The 16,183-nt window shown below is 41.6% G+C and carries 21 protein-coding genes; 12 read left to right on the top strand and 9 right to left on the bottom strand.

What is annotated here, in order from left to right:
* The first annotated feature begins 57 nt into the window (after positions 1–57).
* The 3 genes from ACOSV2_RS16815 (at position 58) to ACOSV2_RS16805 (ending at position 1,955) form a co-directional block, all read left to right on the top strand.
* Entirely contained in the window at positions 58–513 is a 456-nt protein-coding gene (locus ACOSV2_RS16815) for a hypothetical protein (protein WP_428976142.1), read from the top strand.
* 529 nt (positions 514–1,042) lie between these two features.
* Positions 1,043–1,579, top strand: a complete 537-nt coding sequence (locus ACOSV2_RS16810; protein ID WP_428976141.1) for a flavodoxin family protein — start codon at positions 1,043–1,045, stop codon at positions 1,577–1,579.
* An 88-nt stretch (positions 1,580–1,667) separates the two neighbouring features.
* A complete protein-coding gene (locus tag ACOSV2_RS16805; protein WP_428976140.1) occupies positions 1,668–1,955 on the top strand; it encodes a hypothetical protein in 288 nt (95 codons plus the stop codon).
* Positions 1,956–1,968: 13 nt separating this feature from the next.
* Here ACOSV2_RS16805 and ACOSV2_RS16800 read toward each other — a convergent pair whose 3' ends face one another.
* Positions 1,969–2,916 carry a nuclease-related domain-containing protein gene (locus ACOSV2_RS16800; RefSeq protein WP_428976139.1) on the bottom strand — a complete coding sequence of 316 codons (948 nt, stop codon included), beginning with the start codon at positions 2,914–2,916 and terminating at the stop codon, positions 1,969–1,971.
* A gap of 78 nt (positions 2,917–2,994) precedes the next feature.
* Between ACOSV2_RS16800 and ACOSV2_RS16795 the strand changes: the two genes are divergently transcribed.
* Positions 2,995–3,186 (top strand): hypothetical protein, encoded by a 192-nt coding sequence (locus tag ACOSV2_RS16795; RefSeq protein ID WP_428976138.1) that lies wholly within the window; start codon positions 2,995–2,997, stop codon positions 3,184–3,186.
* Positions 3,187–3,228: 42 nt separating this feature from the next.
* Here ACOSV2_RS16795 and ACOSV2_RS16790 read toward each other — a convergent pair whose 3' ends face one another.
* On the bottom strand, positions 3,229–3,672 hold the full coding sequence (locus ACOSV2_RS16790; RefSeq protein ID WP_428976137.1) for a MarR family winged helix-turn-helix transcriptional regulator: 444 nt from the start codon (positions 3,670–3,672) through the stop codon (positions 3,229–3,231).
* Positions 3,673–3,847: 175 nt separating this feature from the next.
* Here ACOSV2_RS16790 and ACOSV2_RS16785 point away from each other — a divergent pair, with 175 nt between their 5' ends.
* From ACOSV2_RS16785 to ACOSV2_RS16775, 3 genes are all read left to right on the top strand, one after another.
* A complete protein-coding gene (locus ACOSV2_RS16785; RefSeq protein WP_428976136.1) occupies positions 3,848–4,270 on the top strand; it encodes an organic hydroperoxide resistance protein in 423 nt (140 codons plus the stop codon).
* Between the two features lie 131 nt (positions 4,271–4,401).
* The gene (locus ACOSV2_RS16780) at positions 4,402–4,815 is read left to right on the top strand and encodes a VOC family protein (protein ID WP_428976135.1); all 414 of its coding nucleotides are present in this window, start codon (positions 4,402–4,404) and stop codon (positions 4,813–4,815) included.
* A gap of 277 nt (positions 4,816–5,092) precedes the next feature.
* Positions 5,093–6,283, top strand: a complete 1,191-nt coding sequence (locus ACOSV2_RS16775) for an NAD(P)/FAD-dependent oxidoreductase (protein WP_428976134.1) — start codon at positions 5,093–5,095, stop codon at positions 6,281–6,283.
* A gap of 17 nt (positions 6,284–6,300) precedes the next feature.
* On the opposite strand, the gene ACOSV2_RS16770 is transcribed toward ACOSV2_RS16775, so the two are convergent.
* The 5 genes from ACOSV2_RS16770 to ACOSV2_RS16750 are packed head-to-tail and all read right to left on the bottom strand — an operon-like array spanning position 6,301 to position 10,353.
* Positions 6,301–6,936 carry a Crp/Fnr family transcriptional regulator gene (locus ACOSV2_RS16770; RefSeq protein WP_428976133.1) on the bottom strand — a complete coding sequence of 212 codons (636 nt, stop codon included), beginning with the start codon at positions 6,934–6,936 and terminating at the stop codon, positions 6,301–6,303.
* The gene (gene msrB, locus ACOSV2_RS16765; RefSeq protein ID WP_428976132.1) at positions 6,933–8,075 is read right to left on the bottom strand and encodes a peptide-methionine (R)-S-oxide reductase MsrB; all 1,143 of its coding nucleotides are present in this window, start codon (positions 8,073–8,075) and stop codon (positions 6,933–6,935) included. Before msrB ends, ACOSV2_RS16770 begins: the two co-directional genes overlap by 4 nt.
* Positions 8,075–9,124: a sensor histidine kinase gene (locus ACOSV2_RS16760; RefSeq protein WP_428976131.1), complete on the bottom strand. Its 1,050-nt coding sequence runs from the start codon at positions 9,122–9,124 to the stop codon at positions 8,075–8,077. Before ACOSV2_RS16760 ends, msrB begins: the two co-directional genes overlap by 1 nt.
* A complete protein-coding gene (locus ACOSV2_RS16755) occupies positions 9,114–9,821 on the bottom strand; it encodes a response regulator transcription factor (protein WP_428976130.1) in 708 nt (235 codons plus the stop codon). Before ACOSV2_RS16755 ends, ACOSV2_RS16760 begins: the two co-directional genes overlap by 11 nt.
* Before the next feature lie 13 nt (positions 9,822–9,834).
* Positions 9,835–10,353 carry a DM13 domain-containing protein gene (locus tag ACOSV2_RS16750; protein ID WP_428976129.1) on the bottom strand — a complete coding sequence of 173 codons (519 nt, stop codon included), beginning with the start codon at positions 10,351–10,353 and terminating at the stop codon, positions 9,835–9,837.
* 163 nt (positions 10,354–10,516) lie between these two features.
* On the opposite strand from ACOSV2_RS16750, the gene ACOSV2_RS16745 reads away from it, so the two are divergent.
* From ACOSV2_RS16745 to ACOSV2_RS16735, 3 genes are all read left to right on the top strand, one after another.
* The gene (locus ACOSV2_RS16745) at positions 10,517–11,605 is read left to right on the top strand and encodes an MBL fold metallo-hydrolase (RefSeq protein WP_428976128.1); all 1,089 of its coding nucleotides are present in this window, start codon (positions 10,517–10,519) and stop codon (positions 11,603–11,605) included.
* Positions 11,606–11,674: 69 nt separating this feature from the next.
* The gene (locus tag ACOSV2_RS16740; protein ID WP_397552832.1) at positions 11,675–12,217 is read left to right on the top strand and encodes a DUF6944 family repetitive protein; all 543 of its coding nucleotides are present in this window, start codon (positions 11,675–11,677) and stop codon (positions 12,215–12,217) included.
* A gap of 163 nt (positions 12,218–12,380) precedes the next feature.
* Entirely contained in the window at positions 12,381–12,647 is a 267-nt protein-coding gene (locus ACOSV2_RS16735; RefSeq protein ID WP_428976127.1) for a spore coat protein, read from the top strand.
* Positions 12,648–12,783: 136 nt separating this feature from the next.
* On the opposite strand, the gene ACOSV2_RS16730 is transcribed toward ACOSV2_RS16735, so the two are convergent.
* Positions 12,784–13,632: a VOC family protein gene (locus tag ACOSV2_RS16730; RefSeq protein ID WP_428976126.1), complete on the bottom strand. Its 849-nt coding sequence runs from the start codon at positions 13,630–13,632 to the stop codon at positions 12,784–12,786.
* Between the two features lie 15 nt (positions 13,633–13,647).
* On the bottom strand, positions 13,648–14,049 hold the full coding sequence (locus ACOSV2_RS16725) for a DoxX family protein (RefSeq protein ID WP_428976125.1): 402 nt from the start codon (positions 14,047–14,049) through the stop codon (positions 13,648–13,650).
* A gap of 152 nt (positions 14,050–14,201) precedes the next feature.
* Between ACOSV2_RS16725 and ACOSV2_RS16720 the strand changes: the two genes are divergently transcribed.
* Together ACOSV2_RS16720 and ACOSV2_RS16715 are read left to right on the top strand one after the other, a co-directional pair.
* Entirely contained in the window at positions 14,202–14,516 is a 315-nt protein-coding gene (locus ACOSV2_RS16720; protein ID WP_428976124.1) for a winged helix-turn-helix transcriptional regulator, read from the top strand.
* Between the two features lie 367 nt (positions 14,517–14,883).
* Positions 14,884–16,086 carry an MFS transporter gene (locus tag ACOSV2_RS16715; protein WP_428976123.1) on the top strand — a complete coding sequence of 401 codons (1,203 nt, stop codon included), beginning with the start codon at positions 14,884–14,886 and terminating at the stop codon, positions 16,084–16,086.
* The last annotated feature ends 97 nt before the right edge of the window (positions 16,087–16,183 follow it).

Here is a 16,183-nt window from a genome sequence, read left to right as displayed (position 1 = left end):
TAGAAAATAGGGCACTATGTTATAATGGGAAAATCGCAAAATGAAATGAGGAATTTGATGTTACCATTTGAAGATAAATTAACCATAATTGAAGAGTTTCCTGAACTTTCACGGAAGGACGTTTCACTGAATCGGGTGAATTTCCACTTTGAAGAAAGTGTCTATGAAAAGACGACTGTGGTGTACCACCTCCATCCGAACGGAAACGGTTTTGTTTATACGGGCAGTCTCCCCGATTATGAAGCCAATAAAAAAGGACTCGTGAATATCCGTGATTTTTCAGGTGATGAACTGCGTGCCATCATTCGGGCATCCATTGATCATCTCGCTACGGAAGAAGAAATCGTGCCGCCCGTCGAACAGATGTGGAAAGATGCTGAAGGGCATTCCCTCATGCTGATCGAAGAAGATGACCGCTGGAATATTTATGCCGGCGATAACCTGGAAGACAGCTTTGGCGGGTACGATGAAGCAACGTTGTATTTGCGTGAGGAAGGGTTTCGGAGACGGTGATAAGAGGTAGCAGCATGCTTTTCCTGAAGGACGAATCCTTTATCGATTCGTCCTTTTTTGATGGATTTTGGCGCTGTATCTGTCATAGGGTTGCGTCCCCTTGTAAGAATCTAGGTGAAATGGTGACGAATCCGGCCGCTTTTTGCGATAATCCAGCCGAAAGGGTGATAAATCCAGCCGTTTTCTCTCATAATCCAGCCAGTTTTGCGAATAATCCGGCCGATTCCGGGAATAATCCGGCCGTTTTACTGATATTTCAAAATACAACTCTAACTCTTATCCCCACCCACTGTCGATCATCGTTTGGGCATATCCTCTGTTGCTCGAATAGGGTATATACGTGTATACCTAACCAAGAATCGCATGTACCCACTCTTAACAAAAGGTGGCGTCCTAACAGTTTAATGCTGTAAACTCTAGCTATAAGTGACTATTGGAGAACATTATCTTAAGAAGGACCCCTGTCACCGTCATGTGGAATACTAGGTAAAAACTACTCAAACAGTAATTTATAAAGGAGTGTTGACAAATGAAAGTATTAGCCATTTTAGGGAGCACACGAAAAAACGGCAACTCAGAATACCTTGCAAAAAAAATCGTAGATGGAACGGAGCACACTGTGGTATCTCTTGCCGACCTGCATATTGAAGCGATCGAAGACCTAAGACATTCAGAAGGCGGATTTTCTCTTGTGGATGATGATTACGAACAGCTCGTCCAATTGATGGAAGAGCATGACGTACTACTATTTGCTACACCCCTATATTGGTATGGAATGAGTGGTCCTATGAAAAATTTCTTTGACCGCTGGAGTCAGTACTTGCGTGATGAGCGCTTTAACTTAAAAGAAGAGCTTACGAAGAAAAAAGCATATGTAGTGATTACCGGTGGAAGCTCAGCAAAGATTAAAGGTTTGCCCCTGGTACAGCAGTTCAATTACATTTTTGAATTCGTCAATATGGAATTTGCGGACTATATGATTGGTGCCGGGGTGAAGCCTGGTGAAATCGCAAATGACATAGCAGCACTTGAAAAAGCTGAGCGTTGGAATGCGTTGTTTAAATGAGATGATCCCTTTTAAGGGGTCATTTTTTCTTGTTAATGAGAACTAAATTAGGAAACATTATAATAAAATGCTTGATTAGAGGAGCTGTATGGATTTCCCAACGATTCACACAAATTTCTGGGATGCGGTCATCGCGATACCCGTCCTGATCATCCTGACCCAACTCATTAAAATTTTCTTAAATCCCCCTGCCTTTTTAGTCCCAAACATTGCCGTTATTCTAGGCTTGATAATATCCATTTTCATCAGTCACAGAGGGCATCTGGCAACGGGAATCTTCATGGGGTTCTTTTATGGATACGCTGCGATTGGGAATTATGCTTCTTTGAAGACTTCGGTGTTGGCTTTTCGGGGGGAGAAGGAGGATGCTCCATGAGAGGTGTTAAGTCTTATCTTTTGTTCCTTGTCGACCCTGTGGTTGGAAGGTTCATTCTCTTTAACATTTTACGCGTCGCTGACTCAGACTCCAACATTAAGAACTCCCTAGCTTCCCTGTTTGTAATAGTAGAACCCATAAGGTAAGCATAATCTCGTAACGAAGACATATGAGCATCCTTTTGTATTGTTCTACAGCTTCTGCACCTCCAAGTACCACCAATTCTCTCCATCGTTGCAGCTTTACACTCAACACAATAGACACCACATATAATATCTGAATGCGCAACGTTAAATTGTTGAAGAACATCATACGTTTGAGGTGTATGGTGCTTAAGAAGAAGCTTTGTAATCTTGGATAATTCTTTAGGAGTTAAAGAAGGGATTGGATAAAAATGTGTATAGCTTTCAATTTGGAAGGGGAGCTTCGCACTTCTTACTAGTCTTTGAAACACATGCTGATCTTCCGGAGAATTTTTAATATGAGTGTGAGGGTTCGACAGGACTACAAGGTGCTCGATCGGTATTGTAGGACATTTATTTTCAACTAACCATCTCTCAAGCTCCACCTTCTGCCTGTAAGCTTGCAAGATTGGATCTGGAAAGACTTCCGTTTTACCGTTCAAAGTTCGAATCATTTGATTGAAGTTTGTATCGATATAAATATCTCCAGCAATGTTTTTCACTTCTAAAATAAGAATAAAATGTCTGTGCAGGCTTAACGTATCAATTTGAAAAATGGATGACTTGTTTTGTAGGCGAAGATCGTGAAGGATAACATACTCTTTATCAGGAAGATTGTTTAAATAATAGTCTAATGATAACTCACCACTATAGCCAGCTTTGAATTTACCTAGTTGAGACTCTATTTCAAGTCTTCTCACAAAGTATTTTGACAATCTCCTTAAAAGGGCTTCAAGCTTTGAGATAATAACAGGGGGTTGATGTTCTTTTCCGATCAAAAGATCACTCCTTTAGGTGAATTGGAAGAGTTTCAGTGGGTGAATGAGGTGCTGTTGAAAAAGATTCAGCAGTTTTAAATGAACGGCGCCGTTTTTGAAGGAATTTCAGCAGTTTATGAGGTGGGCCAAGTCCTTCAGGAGATTAATCCAGCCGTTTTTGAAGAAAATCCGGCCGAAACGTGGATTAATCCAGCCGTTTTTAAAAGTAATCCGGCCGAAATCACGAAAAATCCAGCCACTTACCAAATTATAACAAATTCACAACCATGATTCTACAATTTTCTCAAAAAAAAAAGATGACCAAAGTCATCCCTACTCACTTCTCTTCCCGTGAAGTCTTCCCAGTATCGTCGTCAATGTCTGATCCAACCTCTCCAACTCTTCTCCATCCATCTCTAATTGCTCGAGCAACCGAGTCGGAACACAAGCAGCTTTTTCTTTCATCGCTTCTCCTTTGTTTGTAAGGGAAATCACGACGCTTCGTTCATCTTCAACCGATCGGTGACGCTCGACAAATCCGTTCGATTCCATTCTTTTCAGCATCGGAGTTAACGTTCCCGAGTCCAAGAACAATTTCCGACCCAATTCTTTTACAGATACCGTTCCATCTTCCCAAAGCACTAACAATGTAAGGTATTGTGGATAAGTCACCCCGATTTCTTCAAGCAGTCCCCGATATAATTTGGTAATCTCCCGCTCTGCTGTATAGATCTTAAAACATATTTGATTTTCTAATAATAATAATGGATCTTTCATACATGCGAATTCCTTTCTTGTACAAACTAACCTGAGATTATCATACAAAAAATGATATCAATTATCAAATTTAATTGCTAACAACTTAATTGTTGACAATTAAAATCAAAGCCTTTATTATTAGTTTTGTAATATTTAATCGTGCACAATCAAATACAAATAAGGAGTGAAAGAAATGGAAGCATTATACACAGCAAAAGCAACAGCAACAGGTGGACGCGCCGGAAAAGTAACAAGCAGTGACGGAGTATTGGATGTCGCATTAGCCATGCCTAAATCACTTGGGGGTTCCGGGGCAGAAGGAGCAACGAATCCCGAACAATTATTCGCAGCTGGTTATGCAGCTTGTTTCGATAGCGCTCTTAACTTAGTGGCCCGTCAAGAAAAGAAAAAGATTGAATCGAAAGTAGCAGCTGAAGTTTCCATTGGAAAAGATACAGATGGTGGATTCAAACTTGGCGTTGTGTTATCAGTAGCAGTAAGTGGTGTTGAATTAAATGAAGCGAAGCAATTGGTCGAAAAGGCACATGGAGTTTGCCCGTATTCAAAAGCAACGAGTGGCAATATCGATGTTGAATTAAATACTGAATTATTTTAAATAATCGTGGATAGGCAGTTAACTGCCTATCCCATTTTTTTCTATAAAAACGAACATTTGTTCTTGTTTCGTTCCAACTGTTTGGACTATAATAAAGATGTATTAAAATTCTAGCGAACCGGGGAGTGGAAATGATGAAACATCAGGCTGCACCTTATTTTAGTTTTAGTGGCGAAGCGAAAGAAGCATTAGACTATTACAAAGAAGTATTTGAAGGAGAAGTATTGGCCGTTCAGACTTTTGGTGAGGCCGATTACCCAAGTCCACCGGAAATCGCTGATCAAATCATGCATGCTCACTTTAAAAAAGGAGAGCTTTCCTTTATGATGTCAGATAGCTTTCCCGGTCATCAGCCAATGGTAGGAAACAATATATCCCTTGTCCTTGAGCTGGAAAGTGAAGAGGAAATCGACACTTATTACCGTCGGTTAACTAAAAAAGGAACCGTAGTAATGGAACTTCAAGACACGTTCTGGGGCGCTAAATATGGAAAAGTAAAAGATCCTTATGGCATCTGTTGGGACTTGAATTACACGAAAAAATAAACCAGTGGCTACTGCATCTTCACCCTGCATATGCAGTAGCCGTTTTTCCTGATACATTTCGATTGAATTACTCTGACTGAAACAACGTCACATCTCAATTTCCTTCATTTAAATAACTCCGCTTAACTTAATTACTTTACCTTAATAATGATGATGGTACCCACTAAGACACTTCGTTACAAAACAGTAACGATTAAATATATGTTTTATCCAAGACTGTTTAAGGGAATGGAATATGAACATAATTTAAATATCAATACTTATTGGGGGAACCACAATGGATTTGCATAATGGCCGTTTATATTGGCCAACTACATTAAAAGATAAAAAGAGAAACTTTGATAAACATTATGATGTAGCCATTATCGGGGGAGGAATGTCCGGGGCATTATGTGCCTATTCACTTACCGAAGCTGGTTTGAACGTTGCAATCATTGAAAAACGAAGTATAGCTTCAGGGAGTTCAGCTGCCAATACTGGTTTACTTCAATTTTCCAACGATATCATGCTCCATGATCTGATTGATCAAATTGGAGAAGATAAAGCTGTCCGTTTTTATAAGCTCTGTCTTGAAGCGATCGAAAGCCTTGAAAAAGTTGCTATGAATTTACCAGTGTCTCCCGAATTCATCCGGAGGAAGAGCATATACTATGCCAGTACTACTCGGCATGTATCAAAGCTGAAAAAAGAATACAAAGTATTGAAGGAACATGGCTTTCCAGTTGAATATTGGTCCAAGAAAGAAATCAAAGAGCGATTGCCTTTTTCGAAACCGGGAGCTTTAATCACCAATGGAGATGCCGAAGTAAATCCATACCGATTTGTGAACGGTATCATTGACTATTTAAAGGAAGGTCAAAAGACAACCATATTTGAAAATCTTGAAGCCGGGCGGGTAGAAGAGGATGCTGCCGGTGTCAACATTCATACTTCTGAAGGAATTATTCAAGCATCACACCTGGTTCATGCAACCGGATATGAAACTCCTCCTATCGATAAGAAAATTGGCACTGATATCAATCGATCTTATGCCATTGCCACTGAGCCCATTGAAGATTTATCCCAATGGCATGAACGTGCTCTCATCTGGGAAACGAAACGCCCCTACTTATATTTGCGCACTACAGTGGATAATCGAATCATTGCAGGGGGCTTGGATGAGGATCCCCCCGAGGCACCTCAGAATGAGAAAAAAATTGAAAAAAGGGGAAAGCAAATTGAGAAAGAGGTTCAAAAACTTTTTCCCGACCTGGACATCAAAATGGACTATGCATGGGGAGCAAGCTTTGGAGAATCATTGGACAACCTCCCTTATATCGGAAAGCACCCTGAAAAAGAACGTACCTATTACTTATTAGGCTACGGTGGAAACGGCACGGTATACAGCATGCTCGGATCTAACATCCTCCGTGACCTCATCTTAAACCGTCCAAACAAAGACGCAGACATCGTTAAATTAGACAGGTGATAATGAGGAACGGACCTTTAAAGGTCCGTTCCTCCCATCATAAGATAGTGCTTATCTTTTTTTTGGATGTGTCCTTCTGTGATCAGTTCTTTTGTGAGGCTGGTCACCGTTTCTCTTGTAGAGCCAATGAAGCTTGCGATGTCCTGGTGAGTAAGGGGGACCGTTAATTTCATGAATCTCCCTTGTTTTTCTCCAAAGTTCTTCATAAGGAATGACATGAGATAAAGGATTCGTTCTTTAACCGATGCGTACATGATGCGTTCGAGGAACATATTTCGTTGTTTCATATGTTGATTGAAGGTGTAGAAGAGCTCTGAAAGAAAAGCAGGTTGCGATACACTTAGGCTATCCAGTTGTTTAAGTGAGATGATCCTTAAGATCGTTTCATCAATGGCTTCTGCATAAACTCCCTCGTCATCTAAGCTGAAACGTGCTATGTTACTGAAGAAATCTCCCTCACCCAGCATGGTGAGGATGGTTTTGCGTCCATCCTCACTATTCTTATATAGCTTTATTTTCCCGGATTGAATCCTGTACAGATTTTGACTAAGTGAAAAAGGTTGAAAGATTACTTCTTTTTTTGAGTAATTTCCGAACCTTCCTGGAAGATCACTGATGGCTGAAGCCGATTGTAATGAGGTTGCGCCATTCATGACGACTCCCCCTCCACTTTTCCAAAATGAGAAACAAATTCTTCGTAGCCTTGATCTTCTAACTTATCTTTCGGGACAAATCGAAGGGCCGCTGAATTCATGCAATATCTTAAACCTGTTGGCTCAGGACCATCATCGAACACATGTCCCAGGTGGGAGTCTGCGTGTTTACTCCTTATCTCGGTTCGCACCATAAATAGTGTCCGATCTTCCACTTCCACAATGTTTTCTTCTACTAAGGGTTTCGTGAAACTGGGCCATCCGGTTCCGCTTTTATATTTATCTTTAGAACTGAAGAGAGGCTCTCCTGAAACCACATCTACATAAATACCTTCATCTTTGTTATCCCAATACTCATTGTCGAATGCTTTCTCTGTCGCATCCTCTTGAGTTACTTTGTATTGGATATCCGTAAGTTTTCCCCTTAATTCTTCATCTGTGTAAGAAGGATATAGAGGGTTTGTGTCCAGCTTGATGTTTCGGTCGTCTCCCCAAGCTTCATCAAGGAATTCGTCTCTTCCCGAGTTGTTTCGATAAAACTTATAACTCAATTCATTTTTCTTATAATAATCCTGGTGGTACTCTTCTGCTTTGTAAAAGGTTTTAGCAGGCTGGATTTCTGTGACGATGTCTTCATCAAAACGTCCTGAGTCTGCTAATTCCTGCTTTGATTGTTGAGCTACTTTCTCCTGTTCATCATTATGAAAGAAGATACCACTCACGTATTGAGGACCACGGTCGACAAATTGACCACCATTATCAGTAGGATCGATTTGTCTCCAGAAAATCTTTAATAGTTGCCCATACGTGATCACCTTAGGATTATATTCAACTTGAACGGCTTCTACATGACCCGTCTGTTTTGTGGAAACCTCATCATAAGTTGGATTCTTTTCCTCACCCCCTGTGTATCCGGAAATGACGGAATACACACCATCCAATTTTTCAAAAGGAGGTTCCATGCACCAGAAGCATCCTCCTGCAAAAGTCGCAACCGCATGTTCTTCATCCACCATATCTGTCTTTACTGGCTCACTTCCCAAAGACTTTTGGGTCATGCTTGCATACAGTTTAGGTCCGAAATAAGCCGCCAGACTCAATAGGAGTATCAATCCAATTCCAGTCATCACTTTTTTCATTATCTCTCCTCCTTTCTCTTCTCCAAAGGTAATCGGAACCAAAAGGTGCTGCCCGACTCACCATCACTTTCGACTCCGATCTCCCCACCATGAAGTTCAACTATTTCTTTACTGATGGAAAGCCCTAAGCCAGACCCTCCACCTGCTTTATTACGGGACTTCTCTACCCGATAAAAACGTTGAAAGATTGATGCCTGTTCTTCAAGGGGAATCCCCTTTCCTTCGTCTGTGACCGAAAAGCTCATCATCTCCCCATCCTTCGCTGCTTTTATTTGCAATGACGTATGATCTGGGGAAAAGGATAGAGCATTTTGTATAAAGTTCGTCATCACTCTTTTGAGTTGAACGGGCATTAAAGGAACGAGAGGCAAATCTTCATCGTACTGTACTATCAGTTCAACATGTTTTTCTTGCAAAATCCTTTCGAATTGCTGAATGGTTTCAATCAGGAGTTTATCGATTGGTGTCGGATGTGGATTCCATGGCAGCTTCCTGTTTTCCAACTGTGAAAACTCCAATACTTCTTCAATTAATAGACCCAGTTTTTCAGTTTCTGACAAAATAGTCTCGTAATACCTCTTCCGTGCTTCAGGATCTTCAATAATGTCATCGTTCAAAGCGGCAACGAAAGAATGGATCGATGATAAAGGTGTTCTGAGATCATGAGAAACATTGGCGATCAGTTCACTCTTGAACTTCTCCGATTCCCTTAATTCGTCGAACATCGCTTCGATTTTAGTGGACATATGATTAAAGTTAGCAGCGAGCTCTCTAATTTCCAGAGGTCCTGCCTCTGTCACCTTCACATCAAAGTCACCCTTAGCCATCCTCTCTGCTTCATTGCTCATCTGCTTCACAGACTTCAATAAAGGGGATGTGATCATCAAATTCACGGCAAAGGATAGGATCCCCGCTCCAAGCGTAATAAGGGAAAGCAGAATGATGATATTGGTTGAGATAAACATCTGAACATACGAGATTGTGAGAAATACCAGGATTATGGAGAGCGAAATTGTGTTGGCTAAAATGAGGAGGGTCCTAATTTTCATAAGGCTGCTGCCCCTCAAACTTATAACCTATTCCCCACACGGTTTTTATCCATTGAGGCTCAGAAGGATTGGTTTCTATTTTTTCTCTTAACCTTCGAATATGAACATTGATCGTGTTGGCATCACCTAAATATTCATATCCCCACAATGTTTCGAGCAGCTGTGATTTGGAGAACACCTGTGAAGGGTGTTCTGCCAACAGGGATAATAAATCGAATTCTTTTACGGTCATCTCGATTTCCTTCCCTGACACGACTACTTTTCGCTTATCCCTATCAATGAGCAAGCCTTCCCACTCAAGAACCTCCCTTTGTTCATCCCGTTTTGGAGGAGAGCAGGTCCTCCTTAACACATTTTTAACCCGTAGCAACAGTTCACGGGGGCTGAATGGTTTTGTCACATAGTCATCCGCACCGATCGTCAGCCCATAAATCCGATCCTTCTCCTGCCCCAGTGCTGTCAGCATGATGATGGGTGTGTCACTGTCTTCCCTTATCTTTTCAGCTGCCTGCCACCCATCCATTTGAGGCATCATAATATCCAGGATCACGATGTCCGGTTGGAACGTATGGTATCGTTGGATTGCCTCATATCCGTTTGAGGCAGTACTCACTTCATACCCCTCCCTCATGAGATACCGTGAGCATACATCCACAATATTTTCTTCATCATCTACTAACAGCACTTTGTTTGCCATGGTTTACTCTCCTTTACAATGCCTTACCTAATTCAGCACGACCGAAATCCACATTAAATTGTTTACACCAAATCACAATTTGCATTCCTGATGATGCAGTTCGGCCTCTTGGAATCTCATAATTTTGATTGCCTTTGTTTCCCTTTAATTCACCCAGTGAAATCCCTTCTTTTGTATCCTGACCTTCTTCTACTAAGTAAACGTAAAGATCAGGCCCATTGGTCACTTCAAAATTTTCCAATCGAATATTTTTTCCTGATATACTCACTTTTCCTTTTGCATCGTGATTTTCATCTGCGCCTTGAAAAATCCCGACTAATTCATTTACTTTCATTGTATCGTTTGTCATTTCGTCTGGCGAAGATGAATCGGTTTCTTTCATAGTATTCTCTTCTTGTTCTTTCATATTTGAGCCAGAAGACGATGAAACAGGCGCTTCGTTCACCACCTTATCTAAAAATAACGGAGAAACCAGCCACCATCCCACTCCTAATACTCCTACTACAGCTATTCCAATCAACCATTTTTTCATTTGCTCATCCCCTCGTTATGATTAACGATAGTATAATAAACAAACCTTATGCATTCTTAACGAAAATCTTAAATAATTCTTAAATGTGTTACTCCTTTCATTTTGGACAGTCGCAAGCTTATCTGAGATAGTAATAGATATCTAATGAAAAGGAGCAGAATCCATGCTTATATCTATATTTTCACTTACCGCTTTAATCGTGATCGCCTTCCTGGTTGTCCGGTTTTATCCTGCATTTGGTGAGAAGCCTTCCCTTGAACGCGTTCAGTCCTCTCCGCAGCATTCAAAAGGCTCTTTTAAAAATCCCATCCCAACTTCCATGGATACCAACTTTTCCACCTCTCTTACGATGATACGAGATCTGGTGAAAAGAAACGCCAACCGGAAGCCTAAGTACGATATTCCGATAGTCACCTATCCATCCCTTGACCATCCTCATCCCCTTACAAATGTAACCTGGTTCGGGCACTCAGCTTCCATGGTTGAGATTGATGGAAAAAGGCTATTGCTTGATCCTATGTTTGGTCGTGCTCCATCCCCGTTTCCTTGGATGGGCGGGAAACGGTTTAGCAAAGACCTTCCGTTTCAATTAGAACAACTCCCTTCTATTGATGCTGTCATTTTTTCACACGATCATTACGATCACCTCGATTATGGCACCATTCGAAAGCTTCGAGGCAAAGTGAAGCAGTTTTTTGTTCCCATTGGAGTAGGGAGTCACCTTGAGAGATGGGGAATCCATTCTGATTACATTGTAGAGCTTGATTGGTGGGACGAGATTGAGTGGAGTGGGCTTACTCTGGCTTGTACCCCGGCTCGACATTTTTCCGGCAGAAGCTTACATGATCGGAATGCTACCTTATGGTGTTCATGGTGTATCATCGGGAACTCTTCCAGACTCTTCTTTAGCGGTGATAGTGGATACGGCCCTCATTTTAAAGAGATTGGCAGTGTTTATGGACCATTCGATTTGTCCCTGATGGAATGTGGTCAATATGATACCAGATGGGCACCGATTCATATGCTTCCAGAAGAAACTGTACAAGCGCATATTGATGTGAAAGGGAAGCAGCTTTTGCCCATACATTGGGGTGCTTTTACGTTATCCTTTCATGAATGGACCGACCCCATCAAACGTGTGACAAAAGGTGGCGCAGAACAAGGGGTTCCTGTTGTTACTCCAAGGATTGGGGAAACCTTTCCCGTCGGAAGTGATTCTTACCATTCAATCAAATGGTGGGAAACACCTTAAATGCATGATGAACATACGATTGCCTAGTTGTATACAATATCTAAGAACATTAAAGTAGGCGATTATACTATGAGCAATGAACAAAAAGCCACATTGGGAGCATGGATCGCGGCAATCGGAACGGTCATTGCCGCTATTGGCAGTACCCCAATTAAGAGCATTCCAGAAGATACTTTAAACTCGTTCAATCTCGTAGGAAATGAACTTCAAGCAACAGGAAATGCGTTAGAAGCAGATGCAATAGATGATTTCACCCTGACGAAAGCAGGAAATGAAATTCAAGCGATCGGAAACGTAACCGTTATAGCTGGCATACTCATTAAGTTTAATGACATTACGAAGCAAGAGTTGAATATTAAAGGAAATCTCCTTCAAGCACTGGGTGGAGGGGCTGCCCTTGCTGATTCATTTGATGAAGAACATACGTTAGAAGAGCTATATTCCATATACGGAAATCTCCTTCAGGTTATTGGTAACTCACTACAGGCCATCGCTGGAATCCTCGAATTGAATGAAAGAGACAGCGGGAATATCAATGTGACGGGAAGCTGGATCCAGGCAATCGGGGCCGTCATATCTGCATTGGTGCAAACGAAGGAATCTTCCTCCTGAAGTTGTTTTACATACTCAATTATGAGAATGTAAAGCAACCAGGTTAGCAGCTGCTTTACATTCATAGGTCTATTTTCACAAACTCTCTCTAGATGGGTGAATGCCCAGTCCATTACGTATCGGGGCGAATATTCATAACCTAGATAGAGAGGAGGTTTATGCTATGAATGATTTTCACACTGTAAGTAATAAAACATTTATCAATTATCATGATGTACGTCGCCCGATCGGACGTGTGGGGTTTGGCAGGCCTGGATTTGGCTTTGGTGGATTTGGAAGACGACCGTTTGGGTTTGGATTCAACCCGTTTTTAGGAGGGCTTGCCGGTGGGCTGCTTGGAGCTGCATTATTGAGTCCTTACGCTTATGGATATGGATACGGATATCCTCCACCTTATTATGGTTATCCTCCTTACCCTTATTATTATTAATAAAATCATACAAAAAAGGAGCCAGGCACCGCATTCAATGCTTGTAGGCGCCTTTTTAATGTTCCCTTAGATTCACCCATCGATTTATAGCCCAGCAAGAGGGACGGACCTCAAAGTGAGGTCCGTCCCTCTTCTCTTACAGGCTTAAATAGATCCGGTTGCCTGATGGGTCTTCGGTCAAAGCTTTTCCGTTTTGTTCCTGGATGGGTGCTCTAATGGATTCAAGCTTTCGGATGATGATGGTGCGTTTTTCTTCGGTTGGGAAGTGTAGGGTGAACCAGTTTAAGCCCACACTGTTTTCAGCTGGTCTCGGCGCTCCTACACCGTTCCAGGTGTTCAGTCCAATATGATGATGATATCCACCTGTTGAAATGAAAAGTGCCTGACTTCCGAATCGACTGACTACATCGAAGCCAAGTCCCTCCCTGTAGAATTCCTCTGTTGATTTCAAATCAGAAACATGCAGATGGATGTGTCCCATGACCGTACCGGCAGGCAGTCCTTCCCACGGTTGTCCCATTGCCTCAGCCAATACCCCCCTTGCATCGATGGGATCAACGGCCATCTTTACCTGATTGCCACTCCACGTCCACTCGGATGAAGGACGGTCCCTGTAAATCTCGATTCCATTACCATCCGGATCTGATAAATACAGTGCTTCACTGACCAGGTGATCAGAAGAGCCCAGTTGAATATTCAGCTTTATAAAATGTTCTAATATTTCCCCAAGATTTGCTCTATTCGGTAACAACAAGGCAAAATGGTACAATCCTGTCGTTCCAGGCTGCTTCGGTAAAACATTTTCAGGCTGTTCCAGAGATAATAATGGGTGGATCCCATCTGCGGTCAAAGTCGCTCTTTTCTCAGTCTGTTCCAGTACCTTAAATCCGATTACCTCTTGGTAAAAGGAAAGTGATCGTTCTAAGTTTTCAACTTTTATATTTACTTCCCCAACGAATGTATGTGGTTCTTTATGAAAATTCATCTTAATTCCTCCAATTCATTCTGACTGTGAAAACTTCTGATCTATTGAGAACAATGATTCCTTAGCCAAGACAAAATATAATGAAATCGCAAGCAGTGCTAAATCAAATTCATATCCCGCCATCTGCCCATTCCCTAAGAAACCGGCAGCTAATTTTACTTTTACGATTGCTCCCAACATGATTAACGCAAATAATCCAGCCACGACACGAGTCCCGATCCCCAGAATCATTGCCAATCCACCGACCAGTTCAATGATGGCGACTACATAAGCCGCAAACCCCGGCAGTCCTAAACTTTGAAAGAAACCGACCGTATTTTCAATCCCTCCCTGAAACTTAGTCAAACCGTGAATGAAAAAGGTGATTCCTAGAAATATTCTTAAAATAAATGCCCCTAATAAGTGGTTCTGTAGCATTGTATATTCTTCCTTCCTTTTTGTTATTTTATTAAAGTTAGTTACTTTATGTAACCTATATTATTTTAATAACTATGTTCTGTCAAGTAATTAAATTACTAAAAAGGTGAATTTGTGGTATACTAGTTACTAAGAAGGAGGCGCCTGACAAAATGAATCAATCAGAAATTTGTCCAAGGTTTGAGAAGGCAATCGGCATCTTAAGTCAAAGATGGACAGCACTCATCATTTATCAATTGCTTACCGGTCCACAACGAAACTGCACCATCAAAGACGCAATCGGCATCAGCGGCAGACTTCTATCAGAGCGTTTAAAGGATCTTGAAGAAGAAGGAATCGTCCAGAGAGACGTCTACCCAGAAACACCCGTGCGTATTGAATATTCACTAACTAAAAAAGGGTATTCTTTAGAACCTTTAATGAAAGATATAGAAAAGTGGTCCCAGGAGTGGATTGAGAAGGAATGAAAGCCCGTCAGATTGTTGGCGGGTGTTTTTGTTTCTGTTTCGGGGTTGATTTTCAATGAATATTAGGATGTATTGTGTGCCTTTTTCGGTGCTTGCTGTGGGGAGGTTTAGGGATTGGAGGAGTCTTTTTGCAACATAGGGTGAGTCTACTACTAAATACTTTCTTAGTTCTGTATTATTTATTTTTGAACCGATTAACAGCTCGTAATCTTTAAGGCGAAATTTTCATTATAACGGCGAACTGCCTTTTCCAGGCTCTCTCACAAGATAACTACATCATCCCCACCCAAAAAAATCATTCCCATTCCCCTCCCACCATAGTATATTTAGAGAAGCGAAATAAATCGACTGCGAGGGACGGACCTATATGTGGAAAAATAAAAATGTATGGATATTATTGATAGGTGAATTTATAGCCGGACTCGGATTGTGGTTGGGAATTATCGGTAATCTGGAGTTTATGCAGGAAAAGGTGCCTTCCGACTTTCTGAAATCGGTGATTCTCGCTTCAGGGCTGCTCGCCGGTCTTGCTGTTGGACCTTTAGCCGGCAGAATAACGGATCAGGTAAATAAAAAGTCGGTGATGCTCATCTCAGGCTTCACCAGGGCATTAAGTGTTATTTTCATGTTGATTGCGATTGATACAGGCTCGGTGCTATGGATGGTCGTCTTCTTAGTGAGCATCCAAATATCTGCCGCCTTCTATTTCCCAGCTCTGCAAGCTGCCATTCCGATGGTGGTGAAAGAGAAGGATTTACTGCAAATGAATGGGGTTCATATGAATGTTGCCACACTCTCAAGGATCCTCGGAACTGCGTTAGCAGGTATCCTATTGGTGGTCATATCCTTAACGATGGTATACGTTCTCTCATTAGCGGCGTATCTGGCACTATTTGTGATGACCTGGTTCTTATCAATTGAAGAAACGTCGACCACCACTCAACTAGGTGAAAAACCAAAAGGGGCAAGCTTCAAAGAAGTATTTCCCGTCATTAAGGGGCTTCCGATTGTATTTATGACCCTTGTGATGACGTTAATCCCTCTCCTGTTTATTGGCGGTTTCAACTTAATGGTCATCAACATTAGTGAGCTTCAGGATAGTTCAGCAATTAAAGGTTGGATCTATACCGCCGAAGGAATTGCCTTTATGACAGGTGCTTTTGCCGTCAAGAAAATGGGTGATATAATGTCACCCTATAAAATATTATTCTTTTTTAGCTTCATCATTGGGATTGCGCAAATGATTCTTTATTTTGCAACCAGTCCGTTCTTGTCCGTGCTTGCATTTACAGTGTTTGGATTTGCCGTGGGATGCTTCTTCCCGACTGCTGCCACGATTTTTCAAACACGAATACCGAAAGAATTTCACGGCCGTTTCTTCTCGTTCCGAAATATGCTCGACCGGCTGATTTTCCAGGTTGTGCTCCTTCTCACAGGATTGCTGCTCGATCTCGTTGGACTTCAAATCATGACGGTTTTATTCGGATTCCTCTCCCTTATGATGACCGGACTGTTCTACACAAGATACCGGCAACTCAAAACGACCACATTTTCGGAACAAGCAAGTTGATCAGCTCACTTTTGTGAGCTTTTTTTGTATAAGAATGAGAATTATTATCAATACTAATAAAAAGAAGACAACCACGCCTATGGTTGCCTTCTATCCA

Source organism: Rossellomorea sp. DUT-2 (assembly GCF_052665285.1).
The sequence above is the reverse complement of the archived record's forward strand: the minus strand, read 5'-3'. Positions and strand labels throughout refer to the sequence as shown.

Excerpts from the sequence above, each read along its gene's own strand:
- ACOSV2_RS16815 (WP_428976142.1), top strand. The coding sequence starts at position 58 with ATGTTACCATTTGAAGATAAATTAACCATAATTGAAGAGTTTCCTGAA.
- ACOSV2_RS16810 (WP_428976141.1), top strand. The coding sequence starts at position 1,043 with ATGAAAGTATTAGCCATTTTAGGGAGCACACGAAAAAACGGCAACTCA.
- ACOSV2_RS16805 (WP_428976140.1), top strand. The coding sequence starts at position 1,668 with ATGGATTTCCCAACGATTCACACAAATTTCTGGGATGCGGTCATCGCG.
- ACOSV2_RS16795 (WP_428976138.1), top strand. The coding sequence starts at position 2,995 with ATGAACGGCGCCGTTTTTGAAGGAATTTCAGCAGTTTATGAGGTGGGC.
- ACOSV2_RS16790 (WP_428976137.1), bottom strand. The coding sequence starts at position 3,672 with ATGAAAGATCCATTATTATTATTAGAAAATCAAATATGTTTTAAGATC.
- ACOSV2_RS16785 (WP_428976136.1), top strand. The coding sequence starts at position 3,848 with ATGGAAGCATTATACACAGCAAAAGCAACAGCAACAGGTGGACGCGCC.
- ACOSV2_RS16780 (WP_428976135.1), top strand. The coding sequence starts at position 4,402 with ATGATGAAACATCAGGCTGCACCTTATTTTAGTTTTAGTGGCGAAGCG.
- ACOSV2_RS16775 (WP_428976134.1), top strand. The coding sequence starts at position 5,093 with ATGGATTTGCATAATGGCCGTTTATATTGGCCAACTACATTAAAAGAT.
- ACOSV2_RS16770 (WP_428976133.1), bottom strand. The coding sequence starts at position 6,936 with ATGAATGGCGCAACCTCATTACAATCGGCTTCAGCCATCAGTGATCTT.
- msrB (WP_428976132.1), bottom strand. The coding sequence starts at position 8,075 with ATGAAAAAAGTGATGACTGGAATTGGATTGATACTCCTATTGAGTCTG.
- ACOSV2_RS16760 (WP_428976131.1), bottom strand. The coding sequence starts at position 9,124 with ATGAAAATTAGGACCCTCCTCATTTTAGCCAACACAATTTCGCTCTCC.
- ACOSV2_RS16755 (WP_428976130.1), bottom strand. The coding sequence starts at position 9,821 with ATGGCAAACAAAGTGCTGTTAGTAGATGATGAAGAAAATATTGTGGAT.
- ACOSV2_RS16750 (WP_428976129.1), bottom strand. The coding sequence starts at position 10,353 with ATGAAAAAATGGTTGATTGGAATAGCTGTAGTAGGAGTATTAGGAGTG.
- ACOSV2_RS16745 (WP_428976128.1), top strand. The coding sequence starts at position 10,517 with ATGCTTATATCTATATTTTCACTTACCGCTTTAATCGTGATCGCCTTC.
- ACOSV2_RS16740 (WP_397552832.1), top strand. The coding sequence starts at position 11,675 with ATGAGCAATGAACAAAAAGCCACATTGGGAGCATGGATCGCGGCAATC.
- ACOSV2_RS16735 (WP_428976127.1), top strand. The coding sequence starts at position 12,381 with ATGAATGATTTTCACACTGTAAGTAATAAAACATTTATCAATTATCAT.
- ACOSV2_RS16730 (WP_428976126.1), bottom strand. The coding sequence starts at position 13,632 with ATGAATTTTCATAAAGAACCACATACATTCGTTGGGGAAGTAAATATA.
- ACOSV2_RS16725 (WP_428976125.1), bottom strand. The coding sequence starts at position 14,049 with ATGCTACAGAACCACTTATTAGGGGCATTTATTTTAAGAATATTTCTA.
- ACOSV2_RS16720 (WP_428976124.1), top strand. The coding sequence starts at position 14,202 with ATGAATCAATCAGAAATTTGTCCAAGGTTTGAGAAGGCAATCGGCATC.
- ACOSV2_RS16715 (WP_428976123.1), top strand. The coding sequence starts at position 14,884 with ATGTGGAAAAATAAAAATGTATGGATATTATTGATAGGTGAATTTATA.